Genomic DNA, 21,064 nt, shown 5'->3' with positions numbered 1-21,064 from the left:
AGCACCAGGTGTCCTGCCGGGCCAAGGTCGCCAACGGCGCCGGGTCCGTCACCTCCACCCCCACCGCCGTCACCGTCGCGGTCGGACCCAGGTCGTCACCCCGCCCGCCGTCACGGGCACCGCGAAGGTCGGCTACCGGCTCACCGCCGCCCACGGCACCTGGTCGCCGGCCGCCACCTCCTACACGTACTCCCGGAAGCGCGACGGCACCTCCATCACCGGCGCCACCGATGCGACGTACGTCCTGGTCAACGCCGACACGGGCCACACCATCACCGTCAAGGTCACGGCCAAGCGGTACGGCTGGACCAACGGGGTCGCCCACGACCGCCGGGGTCGTCGTGCGCGGAGACCACGAGGGCCTCGACGGACACCCGGACGGGAACTCCCGGCCGGGCGTAGTCTCTTGGGCACGAAGCTAGGACCCGGACCCGGACCCGGAACCGGGCCGGGGCAGGGGCCGGGGCAGGGCTTTCAGGGCGGTCTCGGGGATCACGTGGTCGAGGAGGTGCAGGGGCGCGGCGCGGACCCCCGCGGACTCGGCGGCGTCCCAGTGGGCCAGGGCGTGGGGGAGGTCCACCAGGCCGCGCGTCGGGGGGAGTTCCGACCCGTGGTGGTGGGCGTGGAGGAGTGACTCCAGACGGCAGGACGCCAGGGTGCCGGGCAGGTGGGGCTGGAACCGGCTGCCCTTGGCGGGGCCGGTGCGTGCGAGCGGCGGGAGGTCCGTCGACAGCCGTGTCTCGGTGGTCTCCAGGGCGAGCAGTCCGCCGCCGACGAGCAGCACGTCCCGCTCGCGCCGCATCCGGTCGAGGGCCCGCGCGGTGTCGAAGCAGTGCGGGAAGGAGTCGTCCACGACGATCGTGCCGGGGCGGAGCCGGTCGACGTCCAGGAGCGCCGTCGGGCCGCTCACCGCGGTGACGATGACGTCGGCCGCCTCGTACAGCTCCGCCGGCAGGCCCTGGGCTCCGGTGGACTCCAAGACCCGTACGGCCATGACCGGATGGTCCGCCGACAGTTCGGCGGCGAGACGCCGCAGCCGTGGCGTGCTGCCGGGCAGGTCGCACAGGAGCAGCCGGGCCGGCGGGCGGGGACTGCGGGCCAGGAGCAGCCGGAGCGACGACGTGCCGATGGAACCGCAGCCGACGACCGCGAGGGTCAGAGCGGCGAGGTCCCGGCCGGTCGCGGCGAGCGCCGCGTGGACGGTCTTCACGACGGCGACGGTGGTCGTGGCATGGCCGGTGGTCAGCACGGCGGGAGTTGCGGAGAGAGGTGAGGCGGCCGCTTCCCGCAGGACGTCGTAGCCGTAGCCGGTCAGCGCCGGGATCACACCGGCCAGGGAGACGGAACGCGCGCCGAGGGAGAGGGCGTGCTCCACGGCTCGGGCGGTGCGGACGGCCAGAGGGGTGTGGACGGCCGGGTCGGCGGGGGCGTCCGGGGCCGTCAGCTCGTCGGCGAACACCGGGAGGGCGAGGAAACCGGACGTGCCGAGGGGCGTGGTCGTGGTCTCCAGCAGCCTCGGGCGGCCGTCGGGGAAGAGGAGGGCGCGGAGCTGTTCGCGCCCCGGCACGGCGTGCGGGGGCAGACCGGCGTGGGCGGCCAGGTCGCGGGGCGCGGGCAGATAACCGATGAGCGCGGCGTCCAGGGGAGCGCTGTCCTCCAGCTGGCGTCGCACCTCCCGTACGAACGCCGCCAGACGCTCCTCGGTGAGGGCGGTCGCCGACGCGCGGACGGTGACGCGTACGCCGTCGGCCGAGGGACGGACGGCCAGGAAGACGTCGGTACCGACGGGAGGCGGGGCGAGCGCCGTGTCGGTGTCGTCGGGCAGGACGGTCAGCGAGGTCCCGGCCGGGGCGCCCAGCGAGCCGAAGTCGAGGAACGTGAAGAAGAACTGGGCGGTACGGGGCAGGCCGCCGTCCGCGGGCGGGTCCGGCGGACCGGCGGTACGGGCCGCGACCGCCTCGGCGGCGACCCGGCGCAGGTCCTCCGCGAAGGGGACGGGCGCCGCACCGTGGACCGCCGGGCGTACGGCCACCGCCTCCGCGAACGGGCCGAACACCCGGTGGGCGTCCGGCACGCTCTCGTCGCGTCCGGTGACCGCGAGGCCGAGCACCAGGTCCCGTCGGCCGGTGAGGTCGGTGAGAGCGCGGTGGTACGCGGTGAGGAACGGCGCGTACGGCGTCGTCCCCGCGGAACGCGCGAGCCGGCGCAACGCCTGGGCGCGGTCGGCGTCGAGGGTGAAGCCGGCGGTGTGGAAGCCGGGGGCCACGCCGGTGCCGTCGTCGGGGCGGGACGCGCGGAGCACGGGAGGTGTGTACGGGGCCCGGTGACGGGCGAGGTGGTCCGCCGTCTCCGGGGCCGGGGACGGGGACCGGCGCCGGGCGGCGCGCAGCTCCGCGTGGTCGCGGAAGGTCGAGCGCAGCGGCTCCAGACCGGCGGTCAGACCGGCGGCGAAACGGTCGTGGGCGGTGAGGAGTTCGCGGGTGAGCAGGGCGGCACTGTAGCCGTCGCCGATGAGGTGGTGGGCGTGGACGACGAGGACGTGCTCGTCGGCGGCGACCGTGAACAGACGCAGCCGCAGCAGCGGCCAGGCCCATGGCTCGAACCGCCGTCGCGCCTCCTCGGCGACCCGCCGCTCCAGCAGTTCCGGCTCGCTCAGCACCTCCGTCTGCACCGGCAGCCGCAGCGTGTCGGGCAGTTCCTGCTGCACGGGCGGTCGCGCCCCGGCCGGGAACACCGTGCGGAGCATCGGGTGACGGGCCACGAGGACGTCCACCGCGCGCTGGAACAGCTCCGGACGCAGGGGTCCGCGAATCCGGAAACGGGCCAGCCAGGCGGAGTGCGCGGAGCTGCCGGAGCCGTCCGAGCCGGACACGCCGGACGTTCCGGACGTGCCGGACGCGAGGGCGTCGGCCAGGAGGAAGCCGTGCTGGGAGGGGGTGAGGGGGTAAGGGGTGGCCGACGTGGTGGCGGGAGCCGACGCGGCTGTGATGGGTTCCGTGGTGGGGAGGGCGGCGGCCGCCGTGTCGATGGCCGCCGCCAGCGCGCTCAGCGTGCGGTGGGTGTAGACGGCGGTCGGTCGCGGCAGCGCGCGGTGGTCGTCGCGCAGTCGGGAGAACAGCTCAAGCACCGTGAGGGAGTCCCCGCCGAGGACGAAGAAGTCGTCCTCCCGGAAGACCTCGGGGACGTCGAGGAGGCGGGACCATGCGCGCGCCAGCAGGCGTTCGGTGGGGGTCTCGGGCGGGGTGCGAGGGGCTGCCCGTTCGGCCCCGGCGCCGGGCTCCTGGGGCATCACGGTCCGTTCGGCCCGGGGCACGACGGTCTCGTGGTCCGGTCGTGGTGCGAGACGGGTGCGGTCGATCTTGCCGGTGCCGGTCAGCGGGAGGGCGGTGAGGGCGTGGACACGCGCCGGGAGCATGTACGGGGGGAGCGTCCGGGACAGGAAGGCGCGTACCTCGCGGGCGTCGGGCTCCGGCGCGCCGGCCCGGGGTTCGACGTACGCCACGAGCCGCCCGTCCCGCAGCAGGACGGCCGCACGGGCCAGGCCGGGGTGGGCGAGGAGTGCGGCCTCGACCTCGCCGAGCTCGACGCGGTGGCCGCGGACCTTGACCTGGTCGTCGAGCCGGCCCAGGAACTCCAGCACCCCGTCGGCCGTACGGCGGACGCGGTCGCCGCTGCGGTACCAGCGCCGCCCGTGCCGCTCGGTGAAGGCCGCCGCGGTGAGGTGCGGGTCGCCCAGGTAGCCGGGGGTGAGCCCGGTGCCGGCGATGAGGAGTTCCCCGGCCTCGCCGGGGGCGCAGGGAAGGCCGTCCGCTCCGATCACGGTCAGCTCGGTGCCGGCGACGGGGCGGCCTATGGGGAGGTGGCGTACGTCGTCGGCGGGGCGGGTGTCGATGATGTGGCAGGTGGCGTTGATGGTGGCCTCGGTGGGGCCGTAGAGGTTGGCGACCCGGTGACGGGTCCTGTGGTGGGCGCGGCGGGTGCCGGTGGGGCCGGTGGTGCCGGTGGAGCGGGAGGTCCCGGCCGTCGCGTCGAGCAGGTCGAACCAGCGGCGGACGTGGGCCGCGGGGAGCGCCTCGCCGCCCACGTGGACCCAGCGCAGGGCGGAGAGGTCAGGGGGCGCCGTCCCGTTCCGGCGGACGCGGTCCTCGGCGGCCGTCAGCAGGCGTTCCCAGAGCGTCGGTACCGAGCTCCACACCGTGATCCCGTCCGCCACGACCCGGTCGAGGAGCGCCTCGGGGTCGCGCAGCAGATCGCGGGAGACGGTGTGCACCGTGGCGCCGACGAGCAGTGGTGCCAGCAACTGCCGTACGGAGGCGTCGAAACAGACCGACGCGGTCTGCGCCAGCCGGTCGTCCGGGCCGTAGCCGAAGGTGGCCAGCGCCCAGTCGAGATAGTTCGCCATGGAGCGGTGGGTGACGGGCACGGCCTTCGGGCGGCCCGTCGAGCCGGAGGTGAAGATGACGTACGCGATGGCGTCGGGGTCGTGGGGGGCGGCGGGGTCGGCGCCGTCAGGGACGGCGGGGCTGACCGGGGGCGCCGAGGAGACCTCGGTCGTGACGACCGGGACGACCCCCTCCAACCGGGCGGCGGTCTCGCGGGTCGCCGGGTCGCAGACCAGGACCCGGACGCCGGTACGGGCCAGTTGGTCCCGGTGACGGGCGGTGGGGTGGGCGGCGTCCAGCGGCACCCAGCCCGCGCCCGCGCGCAGGATGCCCACTACTCCGGTGACGGTGGCGGTGCCGCCCGGTTCGGTGAGCAGTCCGACGAGATCGCCGGGGCGTACGCCGTGGGCACGGAGCCCGGCGGCGAGGGCGGCGGACGCGGTGTCGAGGGCCGCGTAGGTGAGGGCGGAGTCGCCGGTGTGGACGGCGACGGCCTCGGGGGTGGCACGGAACCGCGCGCACAGTCGGTCCACGATGCCGGGCCGTGCGACGTCCTCCGGCAGCACGGCGGTCTCGGGGGCCGGGTTCGCGGGCCGGTGGCCTGGGGGCTCGGCGACCGGTCCCGCCGGTCCGCCGACGACGGCGCGCAGCTCGGCGACGTACACGTCGGCGAGGCGGCGCACCGTCTCGGGGCGGAACAGGTGGGCCGGGTGGTTCCAGGAGAGCCGCAGACTCGCGTCGGCCTCCCAGCACAGCAGGCCGAGCCGGGTGGCGGCGGTGGCGGTGGCCGCGGCCGTCGGTGTGACGGTGACGGGCCAGTCGGGGCCGTGGACCACCGGGAAACGGGCGAAGCTGAAGCCCGCCTCGGCGACCGTGCGCGGCGCCGGGCCGGCGGCGGACCGCACCTCGCCCAGCAGCCGGGCGAAGTCGGCGCTGCCGAGCGTCGCGTGCGCCTCGGCCTCCCGCCAGATCTCCCGGACCCGGCCGGCCAGCGCGGTCACCGGCTCGTCGGGGTCGACCGTCAGGAACACCGGCAGGGTGTCGGCGAGCGGCCCCACCAGACGGTCGACACCGGCGATCGCCGCCTCACGGCGCGCCCTGGCGACGTTGACGGCCACGTCCGGCCGCCCGCTCCACCGGGTCAGACACCGCCCGTACGCCGCCAGCAGCAGGTGGAACAGCGACACCTCGTGCCGGGCCGCGACCTCGCGCAGGGCGGCCGTCAACTCCTCGTCGATCTCGGTGCGGTGGTGGACGAGGGGCGGCGCAGGGGGCGCCTCGGGGTCGCCGTCGTAGGGGAGGGCGGGAGCGGGGGACGCGGTGGCCCTGTGAGCGGTGAGACGGTCGCGCCAGTACCGCCGGTCCCGCTCGTACGCCGGGGAGTGCCGTTCGGCGGCGAGGGCGGCCGCGTAGTCGGCGAAGTCGGCCGTGCCCGGCGGGAGTTCGGGGACCGCTTCGTCTCCCCGCGCGAGTGCGGTGTAGAGCGACCAGAGGTCTTCGCTCAGCACCTTGAGGCTGTAGCCGTCGGCGGCGGCGTGGTGGACGACCAGGAGGAGGTGGGTGAGGTGCGCGTCCTCGTGGTCGGGGACCAGGACGGCCCGTACCGGGTCCTCCGAGGTGAGGTCGAAGGGGCGGTTGCACAGGGCCTGTTCGAGATCGGCCAGGGTGCGGGGATCGGCCGGGGCCTGCCGGATCTCGTACCAGGCGGGGCCGTCGGCGGTGGGCGCCCCGGCGGGCGCGGCGTACTGCTGCGGGCGGGGGCCGCCGTCGCGGGTGAACCGCATCCGCAGCATGGGATGGAGTACGGCCAGCCGAGCGAGCGCCCGGCCGAGGAGCGCGGGGTCGAGGGGGCCGCCGACGGTCTGGCGGACATAGCCGTGGGCGGTGACCCCCTCGTGGAGCGTTTCGGTGGTGTGGAAGGCGAGTTGGAGGGGGGTGAGGGGCAGGAGGGCGCCGGGGCCGGACGGGAGAGCGGGAGGCGCGGCGGACACGGCGGCCGGTGGTGCCCCGGGTGTCTCGGCGGCCAGGTGGACGGCCAGTTCGCCGACGGTGCGGTACTCGAAGAGCAGGGTGGCGGGCAGCGGTCGGCCGAGCTCCCGTTCCAGACGCCGGGCGAGGTCCACGGCGCTGAGGGAGTCCAGCCCGAGGCCCAGGAACTGGGCGTCGTCGGCGATGTCCTCCGGGGAACGGTGGAGGGCTTCGGCGAGCAGCCGGCGGATGCGAGCGGTGACCTCGGGGGCCGCGGGCGCGGCGTGGGCGCCGTCGCCGGGAGCCGTCGGGGCGGTGGTCGCGGGGGCAGCGGGTTCCCGGTCGGCGGTTGGTGCGGGTCCGGGTGCGGGTGTCGGTGTCGATTCCGGTGCCGGTGTCGATTCCGGTGCCGGTGTCGGCGCCGGTTCCGTCGTGCCCGTCACCAGTACGTGGGGCAGGTCCAGGGCGAGCGCCGCGTGCAGGGCGGCGAGGGCGGCGCGTACGGGCATGGGGGCGAGGCCCCGGGCGCGGAGTCGGTCCCCGGCGCGCGGACCGCTCGCCAGGCCCGTGTCGGACACGGGTCCGAAGGCGATCGCCCGCCAGGGGCGCCCCGCGGCGTGTTCGGCGGTGGCGAAGGCGTCGAGGAAGGCGTTGGCGGCGGCGTAGTCGCCGAGGGCGCCGGCGAGGCCGGGCAGGACGGAGGAGACGGAGGAGAAGGCGACGCGGACGGCGGTGTCGTGGCCGTACCGGCGCAGCGCCTCCGCGAGGGCGGCCGTGCCGCGCACCTTCGCCGCGAGGGTCTCCTCGATCTCGTCGTCCGACTTGCCGCGCAGGCTGCCGGGGCGGGCCGTGCCGGCCGCGTGGAAGACACCGTCGAGGGGCGGCAGCCCCGCGACGAGGTCGTCGACGGCGCGTGCGTCGCTCACGTCCGCCGCCTGGTAGCGGGCGCGCGCGCCGAGGGCGCGGAGTTCGGCGAGCAGGGCCCGTGGCGGGGTGGGGGTGCGGCCGGTGAGGACGAGGTCGGGGGCGCCGCGCCGCGCGAGGTGACGGGCGAGCGCGGAACCGAGGCCGCCGGTGCCGCCGGTGATGAGGTAGGTCCCGTTCGAGGGGAGGGCGTCGGCGGTCGTCCGTGCGGCGTCGGTTGCGAGGACGGGCGTACGGGTGAGTCGGCGGGACGCCCGCCAGGCGACCGTGCCGGCGGCGTCGCCGGGGGTGTCGGCCGCGTACAACTCCCGCTCCAGCGACTGGAGTCGAATGGCGAGCGGGTCATGGGAGGAGAGGTCGACGCCGCGGGAGGACAGCGCCGGGTGCTCTTCGGGGAGGGCCAGGGCGAAGCCGTGGAGGAGCGCCCGGGCGGGCCGGGCGCGCTCGGAGGCGTCGTCGGCGCCGGTGGTGTAGGCGTCCTCGGTGACGAGCAGCAGCCGGGCGGGGGTGGTGCCGAGCAGGGGAAGTACGCCGCGGAGGGAGGCGAGCATGCTGGTGGCCGTGGCCGATTCCGGGGTGTCGTCGGCGAACCACAGCAGGGTTTCCGGGGTGTCCGGCTCGGCCGGAGACCTGTCGTCCGGCCGCAGCAGCGTGACGCCGTGCTCGGTGAGGCGGTCGGCGAGGGCCCGCGCGAGGGCCGTGTCCGCGCCGACCAGGCGTACGGCGCCGGGGCCCGGAGCGGCGATGAGGGGGGCGTCGTGCCAGAGGAGCGGCCGCGGGGCGGGGGCGCCCTCGGAGGCGCCGTCGGGGGCGGGAGGCGTGGCGGGGGGCGCCGGCGTCGCGTCGAGGCGCTCCGGCCAGTGGCGCCGACGCTGGAACGGGTACGTGGGGACGGGCACCCGGCGGTGCCCCGCCCGCACAGGGGCGGGGGCCGTCGGGGACAGCGGCACCCCGCGTGTCCACAGGCGGCCGACCGTTTCCAGCAGGGCGCGTGCGCCGGAGGACTCGGAGGTCTCACCGTTCGGGGAGACGCTCAGGGCGGGCAGGTACACGACGTCGGAGGCTTCGCCCCTCGCCCCGGCCCCGGTGCCCGTCCCGGCTCGAACGCCCGTCTCGGCGTTGGCTTCCGTCCCGGTCCCGGCCTCCCTTCCGGCCGCCGCTGTCCGGAGTCGGGCGGCGGCGAGGGTGCGGACGGGGCCCGCGAGGGAGCCGGCGGGGCCCAGTTCGACGAATGTGTCGTAGCCGTCGTCGAGGAGCCGGGTCACGGCCGCGCCGAAGCGCACGGGGCGGGCCGCGTGGTCGCGCCAGTACTCGGGGGTCAGGCCGGGGCCCCACTGTCCGCTGACCGTGCTCAGCATCGGCACGGTGGCCGGGAGGACGGTCAGGGCCTTCGCGGCGTTGCCGAGCGGGTCGAGGACGGGGTCGAGCAGGGGGGAGTGGAAGGCGTGCGAGACGCGCAGTCGGCGTGCGGCGACGCCACGTGCCGTCAGGGCGGCGATCGCGCGGTCGACGGCGTCGGTTTCGCCGGCGATGACCAGCTGGGTGGGTGAGTTGACGGCGGCCACGCACAGCGTGCCGTCGGACGCGGCGATCACGGGGGCGACGGTGTCCTCGTCACCTCGGACGGCCGCCATGGCGCCCGGCGCGGCGAGTTCCCCGATCAGGCGTCCGCGTTCGGCGGCGAGGGCGAGCGCGTCCGGGAGGGAGAGGGCACCGGCGAGGTGCGCGGCGGTGATCTCGCCGACGCTGTGCCCGATGACCGCGTCGGGCCGCACCCCCCATGCGCCGAGCTGCGCGGAGAGGGCCGCGCCGAACGCGACGAGGAGGGGTTGCGCCACCTCCGTCCGCGCCAGGTCCTCGGGGGCGGTGTGCTCGTCCAGGCACCAGGTGGTCAGGGAGCGGCCCAGGACGGGGCCGACGAGGGCGGACGCCTCGTCCAGGGTGTCCCGGAAGGCGGCGGCGGACCGGTACAGGGTGCGGGCCGGGGCGGGACGCTGGGCGCCCTGGCCGGGCAGGACGAAGACGGTGCGGGGGCGGGCGCGTGCGGGTTCGGCCTCGTCGGTGTGGGCGGCCGTGTCCAGCCGCCGCGAAAGGTCGCCGTCGGCCACGACGGCGAGACGGTACGGGGCGTCGTCGCGCGCGGTGCCGACGGCGGCGCAGACATCCGCCTCGGGCAGGCCGGGACGGGCCCGGAGGTGGGCGGCGAGGTCGGCGACGGCCGCCCGCAGGGCGACGGGGGTCCGGGCGGAGAGGGTGAGCAGATGCGGGCCGGTGGCCTCGGCGGCGCGCCCCCCGGCGCGGACCCGGCCGGGACGGCCGGACTCCGCGCAGCCGGGGCAGCCGGGCTGCGCGCAGCCGGGGCGACTGCCTTCCCCGCATCGGGGGCGGCCGCGGTCCGGCGCCTCCTCCAGGATCGCGTGGGCGTTCGTGCCGCCGAAGCCGAACGCGTTGACCCCCGCGGTGAGGGGACGGTCGTCCGGGGTCGCCCAGGGCTCCGGCTCGGTCACCAGGTGGAAGCCGGGGGCCGCTTGGGCGAGGAACGGGGCGGGCCGGGCGGCGTGCGGCATGGGCGGGAGCCGGCGGTGGGTGAGCGCCAGGACGACCTTGAGGAGGGCGGGCATCCCGGCCGCGTTGAGGAGGTGCCCGAGGTTCGCCTTGACCGAGCCCAGCCGTCGCGGGAGTCCGTCGGGCCGGGGCGGGAACGCCTGGCCGAGGGACCGCGCCTCCACCGGGTCCCCGATGGGCGTACCGGTGCCGTGCGCCTCGACATACGACACGGCGGCCGTGTCGACACCGCACTCCTCGTACGCCCGCACGATGACCTCGCGTTGCCCGCGCGGTGTGGGCGCGAGCAGACCGAGCGAGCGGCCGTCGTTGTTCACCGCCGTCCCGCGTACGAGGGCCAGGACCGGGTCGTCGGCGGCGCGGGCGTTCTCCAGGCGGGCGAGCACGAGGACCGCGCCCCCCTCACCGGGCACGAACCCGTCCGCGTCGGCGCCGAAGGCCCGGCACCGCCCGGTCGGCGACAGCGCGCCCGTCGCTTCGAGCAGCCGGTGCCCGGTGCCCGTCAGACCCAGGTTGACCCCGCCGACCACTGCGAGGTCGCACTCCCCGGCGAGCAGGCTCCGCCGGGCCAGATGCAGCGCGACCAGCGCCGACGAGCAGGCGGTGTCGACGGCGAGCGCCGGTCCGTTCAGGTCCAGTACCTGGGAGACACGGGCGGCGACCAGGTTGGGCAGGTTGCCGGTGAGGGCGGCCGGGTGACGGGCGAGGTCACCGTCGGCGGCCTCGGCCAGGACCTCGCGGTAGCCGCTGTCGCCGGTGGCCGCGAACACGCCGATCCTGCGGCCGGCCCGGCGGGGTCCCGCGTACCCGGCGCGCTCCAGTGCCTCGTGGGCCAGTTCGAGGAAGATCCGCGCCTGGGGGTCGGTCGCCCCCGCCTCCGCGTCGTCCATCCCGAAGAAGTCGGCGTCGAAGGCCGCCGGGTCGGTCAGGAAGGAGCCGAACCGGGCGCTCGGGCGCGGCCCGTTCCCCCATCGGTCCTCGGGTATCGCGCCGATGGTGTCGCCCCCGGCCTCCAGCAACTCCCAGAAGTCCTCGGGCGACCCGGCCCCGGGGAAACGACAGGCCGCCGAGAGCACGGCCACGGCATCGCGGGGGCCCGCGTCGACCCCGGTACGGCCATCAGGGCCGGAGGGAACGGGGGGCGCGGCCGTCTCCGGCCCGGGACCCGTTGCCGTGGCCGAGCCCCCGACCGTGCCCCTCCCCGCCCCGATGTCCCCCGAGGCCCCGATCACATACCCGGCCAGCCCCGCCACCGTGTCGTGGTCGCGCAGTGCCCTCGGTTCCACCGTGACCGCGAAGGTGTCCTCCAGCCCGGTCAGCACGGCCATCGCCTTCAGCGAGGAGCCGCCGAGGTCGAAGAACCGGTCGTGGAGCCCGATCCCGCCCTCGGGCCGCTCCAGCACCCGCGCCCATATGCGTCGCACGGCATCCTGGACGTCCCGCACCGCACGAGGCGCCGCGACCGTCTCCGCCGCCGCGGCCCCGCCCCTTGCCGCCCCACCGCCCGGGGGCTCGTCGACCGTCCCGGTGTGCCCCGTCAGGGCGTCGGCCCAGCGCTCCTCGACCGCCGCGAACCTCCCGGCCTCGAACCGCTCCCGCAGCGCGCCCCTGCGCACCTTGCCGCTGGTGGTGCGCGGGAACGCCCCCGGCGGCAGCGGCAGTACCCGTACGTCGTCGTGACCGAGGACCTCCCGCAGCCGTCCGGCGGCGGCCCGCATGACGGGCCCGGCGGTCGCGGCGGGAGGTCTCGCCCACCGCAGGAACACCACGACCCGCTCGCCCCCGCCGTGCGGGTCGGTGGACCCGACGACCGCGGCGGTCGTGCCGGGCGGCAGCCCCGGCGTCGCGGCGACCGCCTCCTCCAGGTCCGACGCGTGGAACGTACGGCCGTTGACGAACACGACGTCCTTGTGGCGCCCGGTGACCACCAGCCGCCCGCCCCGCAGGAACCCGAGGTCCCCGGTCCGCAGCCACCCGTCGTCCCCGAACGCCTCCGCGCTCGCCCCGGGCGCCCGGTGATAGCCCCGTCCCAGCTGCGGCCCCCGCACCTCCACGTGCCCGACGCGCGACTCACCGAGCACGTCGCGGACCCGCTCCGTGGTCCCGGCGTCCCCGGCGTCGTCCGGAGCCCCGGTGATCCTGACCTCGCAGCCCTCCACCGGCAGCCCGAGGTCCATCAGCTCCACCGCGTCCGCGCCCGGCGCGGTCGGCACCGCCCGGCCCCGGCTGAGCGCGGCCCGGTCCAGTACCAGCGGCTCGGCGCGCTCGCCGAGCGGCGGCACGGTCACCGCGAGCGTCGCCTCGGCGAGGCCGTAGACCGGGAGCGGGGCGCGCGGGTCGAGCCCGGCGGGAGCGGTGTGGGCGAGGAACTCGCGCCAGACGCGCGGGGCGATCGGCTCGGCGCCGACGAGCAGCAGCCGCACGGAGCTCAGGTCGAGCCCGGCGAGGGCCGTGGCGGGGATCCGCCGCACGGCCAGGTCGAGGGCGAAGTTGGCGGCCGAGAGCAGGGTCGCGCGGTGCCGGGCCGCGGCCTCGAACCACACGGCGGGGCGCTTGGCGAAGGACAGCGGTTCGACGCGTATCTGCTTCAGGCGCGCGGCCATCGGCACGAGATGCGTGCCGATGAGACCCATGTCGTGGAAGTACGGCATCCACGTCGCGATGACGTCGTCGCCGGTGATGGCCATCGCCGTACGGATCTGGCGGAGGTTCGCCAGGATGCCCCCGTGGGTCAGCTCGACGCCCTTGGGGGAGCCGGTGCTGCCGGAGGAGAACTGCAGGAACGCGAGGTCGTCGGGCGCGGGCCTGTGCGGTCGCCGGGGCGGACGGCCCTCGCGGAGCGCGTCGAGGGACAACGCCCCGACGTGCGCGTCCAGTTCGCCGAGCAGGGCCGCGGTGGAGGCGTCGACGACGACCGGGGGGCGGCCGAGGAGTTCCCACACCGGTCCGACGCGGCGCGGCTCCGGTGCGAGCGGCACGGGTACGGCGCCGGCGGCCAGCGCGCCCCAGAACATGGGCTGGAAGTCCTCGCCCCGGTCGGCGACCAGCGGCAGCGGCGTGCCCGGTGTGACGCGGGCGGCGATCAGACCGCCCGCCACCCGCAGCGCCTCGTCGCGGAGCCCGGCGAAGGTGACGGTGTGCTCGCCGCCGTCCCCCCGCACATGAACGACGGTCCGGCCGGGAACCTCCCGCGCTGCCCCGAGCAGCACGTCCAGCAGCGTCTCGGCCGACGCCCCGCCGTTCAAACCCTCATTCGATCTCTCCACCGTGCGGACCCTACAAGTCGGGCATCGCGGAACAGCGGCGGCGCTCGGCGACCGCGTGTTCCGGCCGCCGTCGCCCGGCCGTGGGGGCGGGCGTCGCGAGCCGGTGAAGCGTTTTGGCCACAGCACCTACCATCCGGGGCATGGCGATGTTCGTGCACCTGACCTCGGCGGCCGACGCGCCGCGTGTCCGGCGGGCCGGGGTGCGGGCGGTGAGTCACGGGCAGGGCGGTCTGCGGGGCGTGTACTGCTTCCCGGTGCTGCGGTCGTACACCCTCACCCACCAATGGCTGCGCGAGCTGGGCAGGTTCGGCAGCAGGGGCGGACTGGTGGCCGTCCATGTCCGGCTGGACGACGCCCAGGAGGTGCTGGTCGGGCGGTACACGGACCGGGCGCGCGGCGGCCAGGTCACCGTCACCGCCGCCGAGGCGGTGCGGCGGATCGCGGCGCTGGAGGATCCGCGCGGCTGGGAGGTGTTCGTGCCGCGGGCGGTCCGGCCCCGCGAGGTGCACCGGGTGAGGTCCGCGCCCCAGGTCGTCGGATGGCGGTATCTGCCGGACGCTCATGGCACCCGGCCGTGCACGTGCTTCGGCTGCCGGGTGCGCGGCGGCTACGGCGCCCGGCGGCTGCGGGAACGGCTGCCGCATCCGCTGGACGGGCCCCCGCCGACGGCGCGGGTGCTGCTGGCCCGGCTGGACGCCGCCGGCGAGCCCGGTGACCCGTCGGTGCTGCGGGAGGCCCTGCACTGGTTCGGGATGCGCCGCCGGGGCCCGCTGCCCCGCATCGCCCGGCTCGCCGCCCACCCGGACCCCGGCGTACGCGAGGAACTGGTGTGGGCGGTCTCCGGCTGGTCCACGCCCGGCGTCGGTGGCCTCCTGGACCGTCTCGCCGACGACCCGCACCCCGACGTGCGCGACGCCGTGGAGGCCGTACGCGAGACGACGTGAGGGTGATCAGGTCACGCCCGCGGCCGGCGTCAGCGCGTGCTCGTCCAGCTGTGGGCGACGTCGACGACCAGGCGGTCGTGCAGCTGGGTCACCCGGAACGGGAGCCGGGCGCGCACGCCGAGACCTATCTGGGTCTCGCCCTCGAAGCTGCCGGCGAAACGGGTGTCGCGGAAGGTGCGGTAGCCGGTGATGTCGACGCCGGGCAGCGGCTTGGCCACCTTCCCCGGGTAGGCGACGGCGCCGGTCTCCGGGTCGTAGCTGGGCGCGGCGATCCTGACCTCCAGGACGGCGCCGCCGCCGACCCGGATGACGTCGCCCGAGCCGACCTGGTGCAGCCGGTCCACGTACTGGACGTAGTAGCCGATGTGGTCGCCGCCGCCGGGGACGTCGAAGACCATGCGGTCGAAGCAGTCGTGCCGGCCGGTCCTGATGTCGGCCAGCGGGACGATGCCGCTGTCCGGGATGCCCTTGAGGCCGCTGCCCCAGCCGGTCGGGCAGGCCGCCGCCGTCCGCGCGCCGCCGCCCGCCGGCGCGGCACCCGCGCTGCCCGCCGCCGCGCCCATCGCCGTGCCGGCGAGTACGAGTACGGCCACTGCCGCTCCGATACGTCGCATGATGTCCCCCCTGAGTCGCATGACGCTGCCATGGGGTGAGACGGTCCGGTCTGCCGGATGGTTGTGCTCCGGATGAGGCGAACCCGGCCCTGACGGTGCCGCCGGGCGTTGTCCGTGTACCACGCAACCACCTGCGTCACCGTCTGCGCAACCGTGACCCGGAGCTCGTACGCGGCCCCGCCCGGTTCCCGTCGGCCGTGTCAGCGGGTCGCCGGGGCGGGTGAGGGGACCCCGCGCAGCAGCGGAGCAGCCGTGCCGCGGCGGGTGCCGCCGGGGGGCCTGCCGACGTGCCGGTCGTGCAAGCTGTCGTCGATCCGGCAGAGGACCCCGGTGGTGCGGCCGGGCGGCGCGCTCGGGTCGAGCCTCGTGGTGAAGGACGCCAGCCTGTCGTAGAGGGTCCTGCACCGCGCCCCGGTGGCGGAGCTCTCCGACGTCGTGGCCGCGTGCAGGGCGTCGAGGACGAGGACGAGGTTGTGACCGGACAGCAGGACGTCCTGCATGCCTCCCTCGGCCTTGGTGACGCGGCCCGGCGGCAGGTTCGGGTCCGCGGTGAACCGGGCCGCCGCGCTCACCCCGGGCCCGATCCGGTCGTAGGGGTCGCGGGTGCTCTGGGTCCAGTTCGGCTCCCAGACGCCGAAGGCGGCACGTGCCATGAAGGTCCAGGTGTCCTCGTGGCAGCGCAGGGTGAGGTACGAGACGCCGGCGGCCCGGCGGAGCGTGCCGTTGTGCTCGTCGAGCGGGACCCGGTTCGCCGCGAGCGCGGCCCGGAGCACGGCCCGGTCCTCCTCACGCCACCGCCGCTCCTGCTCCTCACGCTGGACCCTCAGCTCTCGTTTGAGCTGCTGGTTCTTCGCGTACTGCTCGACGAACGTCTTGACCAACGACTGGAACATGGGGCGCCTGCTGGGTTCGGCCGGACAACCTGGGTCTTGCAGCGGCCCAACGACCTGCGCCGGATCTTGGTCACGCCGCCGGAGCGCCGCCCGCGCACTGCCCGCCCACCGGCCGCGCCCGCCGTCGGCGACCGGTGCTGTCGGTCCGTCAACTGTTGTCGGTGACAAGCGAGTTGGTCTCAGGGTGAGCGGCCGGCCGATGTGTCTGTGAGATTCCTGTGGTGCACTGCCTTGATTGAGCGGTGAACGTTAAGGTCGGATTCATGAACGCACGGCTGGCCCTGCTCGGCACGGTGGATCCGGGTGTCGCGGAGAGCGAGGTCTTCCGGCTCGCGCTCCAGCACGCGGTGGCAGAACTGGGCGCCCTCGGCGGAATGATCCACCTCCGCTGGCCGATGTCCGAGCTGCGGCTGGTGTCGGCGACGGGCCTCCCGCCGGCCCTCACCCGCCCCTGGGAGACCATCGACCAGGAGGGCCCCCTGCCCCCGGCCCGTGCCCTCCACCGCAACAGCGGATTATGGGCGCCCATCGCCTCCGTCGACCTCACCTGGCCCGGCACCGGTCTCGCCGCCGTCCCCGTGGCCTGCGGGGACCGCGCGATCGGCGCGCTCTCCGTCCTCACCCGCGACGGGGGCGAACCCACCGAGGAGCACTGGCGGTTCCTGCGGGCCGTCGTCGCCTGGACCGAGGAGCGGATGGCGCATGCCCCGGCCCCGTCGGCCCCCGCCCCCGCCCAGTCGGGCGGTGACCGGCTGCGGCAGGCGCTGAAGGAGGTCAGCGTCGGCTCCTGGGACTGGGACATCCGCACCGGCGACCTGGTCTGGGACGAGGCCTGCCTGAAGCTGTACGGCACCCGGCCCGCCGACTTCGCCGGCAGGATCGAGAACTGGATGCGGATCGTCCACCCCGACGACCTCGCCCCCACCCTTGCGGCGGCCCATCGCGCGATCCGCGACCGCACCGTGTACGAGGCGGAGTACCGCGTACGGCGCCCGGACGGCACGTACGGCTGGACCCGGGCCCGTGGCCGGGCCACCTACGACGAGCACGGCGAACCCCACCGGATGGTCGGCGTGGGCTGGGAGAGCACCGATTCCCGCTCCGCCCGCGACGCGCTCAGCCGGGCCCTGCGCCACATGAGCGACGCCTTCCTCGCGGTGGACGAGGCGTGGCGCATCACCTTCGCCAACCTGGAAGCCGAACGCATGCTGGGCCTGTCCGAGGACGAACTGGTCGGGCGGGTGCTGTGGGAGCTGTCCGTCGAGTGCGAGGGGGTGTCCGGCCCGGAGCGGCTGTGCCGGAAGGCCGCCGCGGAACAGAAGCCCACCGGGTTCGATGTGCGCAGCCCGGGCAGCGGCCGCTGGTTCCACCTCCGGGTCGTTCCGGGGCCCGACGGCCACACCCTCTACTTCACCGACATCACCGAGAACCGCCGACTGGAGGAGGAGCGCCGCGCCGCCGAGCTCGCCGCCTCGCAACGCGCCTCACGCATAGCCGAGTTGACGGCGGCGCTGGCGAAGGCGAGCACCACCCGGGACGTGATCGACGCGGTCGCCCGACGGGTGCTGCCCCCCTTCGCCGCGACCGGGTTCCTCGTCCAGGACATCGAGGGCGACCGGCTCCACCACGTCGGATCGGTCGGCTATTCCGCCGAGTTCATCGCCCTCGTCAACCACCGCCCGAGGACACGGCACGGCCCCGCCTGGGACGCCATCGCCACCGGCACACCGGTCTTCATCTCCTCGGCCGAGGAGTACGCGGCGTACGCGCCGCGCCACGCCGACCTGCCCCGCCGGTCGGGCAAGCAGTCGTGGGCGTTCCTGCCGCTGACGGCCTCCGACCACACCTTCGGCGTGTGCGTCGTCTCCTTCGACCGGCCCCGCCGCCTCACCGAGGAGGAGCGCACCCTGCTCACGGCGATCAGCGCCCTCCTCGCCCAGTCCCTGGAGCGGGCCCGGCTCTTCGACGTCGAGCACACCCGGTCCCACGAACTCCAGCGCGGCCTCCTCCCGCAGGGCCTGCCGGACCTGCCCGCCTGCGAGGCCGCCGCCCGCTACCTGCCCGCCGGGCGGGGCATGGACGTCGGCGGCGACTGGTACGACGTCATCCCGCTCTCCAGCGGCCAGGTCGCCCTCGTCGTGGGCGACGTCATGGGCCACGGACTGTCCGAGGCCGCCACCATGGGACGTCTGCGCACCGCCGTCCACACCCTCGCCGACCTCGAACTGCCGCCCGACGAGATCATGACCCACCTCAACGACCTCGTCGCCGGCATGGGCGAGGAGTCGTACGTGACCTGCCTGTACGCGCTGTACGACTCCACGACGGGGATCTGTTCCCTCGCCCGCGCCGGACACCCGCCGCCGGCGCTCGTCCTGCCCGACGGGAGTGTGCGTTTCCCCGACCTGGCCGCCGACCCGCCGCTGGGCGCGGCCGAGCCGCCGTTCGAGACGGTCGAGCTGCACGTGCCCGACGGGAGCATGCTGGTGCTCTACACCGACGGTCTCGTGGAGTCCTCGAAACGCGAGATGGACGAGGGCATGGCCGAACTCGCCCGCCTGCTGCGCAACGCCCACGACGACGGCACCGCCGACGACCTGGAACTCCTCTGCGACACCCTCATCCACGGGCTGCTCCCGGCCCACCAGCAGGCCGCCGACGACGCCGCGTTCCTCGTCGCCCGTCTGCACGCCCTCACCGAGGACAGGGTGGCGTGCTGGCCGCTCCTCGACGACCCGAGGGCGGCCGGGCAGGCCCGCCGCCACGTCCGTGAACAGCTCGCCGTCTGGGGCCTGGACGACCTCGCCCCCACCACCGAGCTGCTCGCCAGCGAACTCGTCGGCAACGTGGTCCGCCACGCCAAGGGCCCCGTCCGGCTGCGCCTGCTGCACGGCTCCGAGCTGACCTGCGAGGTCTTCGACGGCAGCCTCACGATGCCCCGAATACGCCGGGCCACCGACACCGATGAGGGAGGCCGCGGTCTGCAGCTCATCACCGCCCTCTCCCAGCGCTGGGGCACCCGCTACACCGCCGACGGCAAGTGCATCTGGACCGAGCAGCCCCTGACCGGCCCCGACACCCCCAGGCAGCCGGCGGACCCGCTGGACCTGCTGTGCCCGGTCCCCGACGACTTCGACGGTGACCTGGACGCGCTGACCTTCGGCGACCTGGGCGGCGACACGGACCGGGGCCGGTAGGGCGCCGGACCGGCCGCCCGGGTCACCGTGCACCGCGCACGCCCGAGGCGCCGGCCGTGGGGGCCGACGCCTCGGGATCGGATGTGCCGCCGGTTCGGTGTGGCCGGCCGGTGCGGGACCGGTCAGGCCACGGAGCCGATGCGCTCCACGCGCTCGTTCACACCGTTGCGGAGCTCACCCAGCGTCGTACCGGGCGGGGCCACCTTCGGCGTCGACGACGGCGGCTGCGTCTCGTCCGCGCAGGTCGTACCGTGGGCGGGAACCGTCAGGTCCACCAGGTACTTGACGACCGCGTCCGTCGCGCAGGCGCTGCGGCCGAACGCCGTGTGCCCCTCCGCCTCGAACGTCAGCAGCGAGGCGTTGTCGAGCCGCCGGGACAGCGCCACCGCGTCCTGGTACGGGGTGTCCGGGTCGCCGGTGGTGCCCATGACCAGGATCGGCGCCGAACCCTCGGCGCGGTAGGAGCCGTCGTAGCGGCTGACCCGCTCGGCCGGCCACTGCGCGCACGCGGTCGCGTGCTGGTGGTCGTACGTCGGCGGACCGAACGCCATCGCCGGGCCGAGCAGCGGCGCCGCCTCGGCGAAGGACTCCACCTTGTGCTTCAGCAGCCACTGGTTGCGTGGGTAGTCCCGGTCGACGCACTCCACGGCCACGTTCGGGCCGAGGAAGTCGAAGCTCGCCGGGGACGGCGGACGCAGCAGGAACGAGGTGTTGTCCCGCAGCTGGGCCTTGCGCAGGGCGGCACCGAGCGAGGGCCAGATGACCTTGCCCTCGTTGATGTTGAACATCAGCCGGTAGACCAGCGTGTAGCCGTTCGCCTTGCCGCCGCTCGCGGTCGTGACCGGGTTGGCGTCCAGGTCGGCCTTCAGCTTCTCGAACGCCCCGCGCGGGTCGCCGTCGCCGAACCCGCAGATGGCCTGGTCGGCGGCGCACCAGTCGAGGAACCGGCTCATCGCGCCGTCCAGCGCCAGGTACTGCGGCCGGTCATAGGCGTACGGGCGGTTGGCGTAGTGCACCGGGTCGTACGCCCCGTCGAGGGTCAGCGCCCGCACCCGCTGGGGGAACAGGGCGGCGTACACGGTCCCGATGTACGAGCCGAACGACCGTCCGTAGTAGGTGAGTTGCTCCTCGCCGAGGGCCTGTCGCAGCAGGTCGATGTCACGGGCGACGTACTCGGTGCCGATGTACGGCAGCAGCCCGCCCGCGTTGTCGAGGCAGGCCTGGTTGAACTCGGCGGCCTCCCGCAGCGCCGGCCCGAACGCGTCCGGCCCGGGCACGCCCTTGGCGTCGGTGACGGCCTTCGAGTAGCGCGTGTCGTCGAAGCAGGTGAGCGCGGAGCTGCGGCCGACACCGCGTACGTCGTAGCCGAACACGTCGAACGAGTCGCGCAGCGCGGCCGGCAGCCCGTTGTAGTTGTTGCGGACGAAGTCCACACCGGAGTTGCCGGGCCCGCCCGGCTGCATGAAGAGCGTGCCCTTGCGCTTGGCCGGGTCCGCGGCCTTCTTGCGGACCACCGCGAGGGTGATCTTCTTGCCGTTCGGGTCGCGGTAGTCGAGCGGCACGTCCGCGTTCGCGCACTCGTAGCCGCCCTGGCAGTCCGTCCACGCCAGGGACGGCACGGGCGGGGTCGGCAGGGTGTCCGGTGTCTTCGGTGAGGCCATGGCCTGGGTCGCCGTCCCCGTACCGGCGACGAGGAGCGCCGTCAGCGCTGCTCCGGCCATTTTCAGACGACCGAAACGTCTCGGTGCGCCGTGAGATGTCGTCATGCGTCCTTCCCCCTGTGCTGGTCTTGCCCTCAAGTACCCACTGGTCAAGGTGAGTCGGGGCAATGTCTAGCTGAACAGAGGGAGAAATGGCCAGCGCGGTGCCACTGTGGTCGACTTTCCACGGTATTTCTCCACTACCTGGCGGTAGTTACCGCGACCGGAACCGGCTTCGTACGCTTGGGCGCGACAACCGAGGGGTTCCGTGGAGTCGTTGTGGTGGATGACGGTGACCAGGTGGCTCTTCGCGTCGGCCGGGGGGCGGGTCGTCAGGTCGACGAAGTCCGACGGGTATGGCAGCCGTCCGCGCGTGATTCGTGGGGACGGTCGCCCCGCTGCTCCTGGTCGAATCCCCGGCACGGGCCCGTTCCTCGCCCCCGCGGACCTGACGGTGGAGCGCCGTACCGCCGCCCGCTGCTGGAAGCCGGTGGAACTCGGCACGCGGACCGGCACCCGCTTCACCGACCTGTCGACCGCCCATGGCACGCCGCGGCCTCCCGCACGCGGCACACGGGCGCCCGCCGACCCCTGAGGGCCGGCGGGCGCCC

General features: G+C 75.2%; 7 protein-coding genes. 3 read left to right on the top strand and 4 right to left on the bottom strand.

Annotated features, from left to right (window positions below):
* Window positions 1-418 precede the first annotated feature (418 nt).
* On the bottom strand, window positions 419-13,105 hold the full coding sequence (locus tag ACZ43N_RS10925) for an SDR family NAD(P)-dependent oxidoreductase (RefSeq protein ID WP_468096664.1): 12,687 nt from the start codon (window positions 13,103-13,105) through the stop codon (window positions 419-421).
* 140 nt (window positions 13,106-13,245) lie between these two features.
* Here ACZ43N_RS10925 and ACZ43N_RS10920 point away from each other — a divergent pair, with 140 nt between their 5' ends.
* The gene (locus tag ACZ43N_RS10920) at window positions 13,246-14,049 is read left to right on the top strand and encodes a HEAT repeat domain-containing protein (RefSeq protein WP_468096663.1); all 804 of its coding nucleotides are present in this window, start codon (window positions 13,246-13,248) and stop codon (window positions 14,047-14,049) included.
* A gap of 29 nt (window positions 14,050-14,078) precedes the next feature.
* Here the strand turns inward: ACZ43N_RS10920 and ACZ43N_RS10915 are convergent, their stop codons facing one another.
* Window positions 14,079-14,663: an AMIN-like domain-containing (lipo)protein gene (locus ACZ43N_RS10915; protein WP_468096662.1), complete on the bottom strand. Its 585-nt coding sequence runs from the start codon at window positions 14,661-14,663 to the stop codon at window positions 14,079-14,081.
* A gap of 200 nt (window positions 14,664-14,863) precedes the next feature.
* Window positions 14,864-15,556 carry a hypothetical protein gene (locus ACZ43N_RS10910; RefSeq protein ID WP_468096660.1) on the bottom strand — a complete coding sequence of 231 codons (693 nt, stop codon included), beginning with the start codon at window positions 15,554-15,556 and terminating at the stop codon, window positions 14,864-14,866.
* 263 nt (window positions 15,557-15,819) lie between these two features.
* Between ACZ43N_RS10910 and ACZ43N_RS10905 the strand changes: the two genes are divergently transcribed.
* Entirely contained in the window at window positions 15,820-18,753 is a 2,934-nt protein-coding gene (locus ACZ43N_RS10905) for a SpoIIE family protein phosphatase (protein WP_468096659.1), read from the top strand.
* A gap of 122 nt (window positions 18,754-18,875) precedes the next feature.
* On the opposite strand, the gene ACZ43N_RS10900 is transcribed toward ACZ43N_RS10905, so the two are convergent.
* Window positions 18,876-20,519, bottom strand: a complete 1,644-nt coding sequence (locus tag ACZ43N_RS10900) for an alpha/beta hydrolase (protein ID WP_468096657.1) — start codon at window positions 20,517-20,519, stop codon at window positions 18,876-18,878.
* Window positions 20,520-20,907: 388 nt separating this feature from the next.
* On the opposite strand from ACZ43N_RS10900, the gene ACZ43N_RS10895 reads away from it, so the two are divergent.
* A complete protein-coding gene (locus ACZ43N_RS10895; protein ID WP_468096655.1) occupies window positions 20,908-21,048 on the top strand; it encodes a hypothetical protein in 141 nt (46 codons plus the stop codon).
* Window positions 21,049-21,064 lie beyond the last annotated feature (16 nt).

Source organism: Streptomyces sp. NPDC030814 (assembly GCF_055572155.1).
This window is presented reverse-complemented; position numbering and strand designations above follow the sequence as displayed.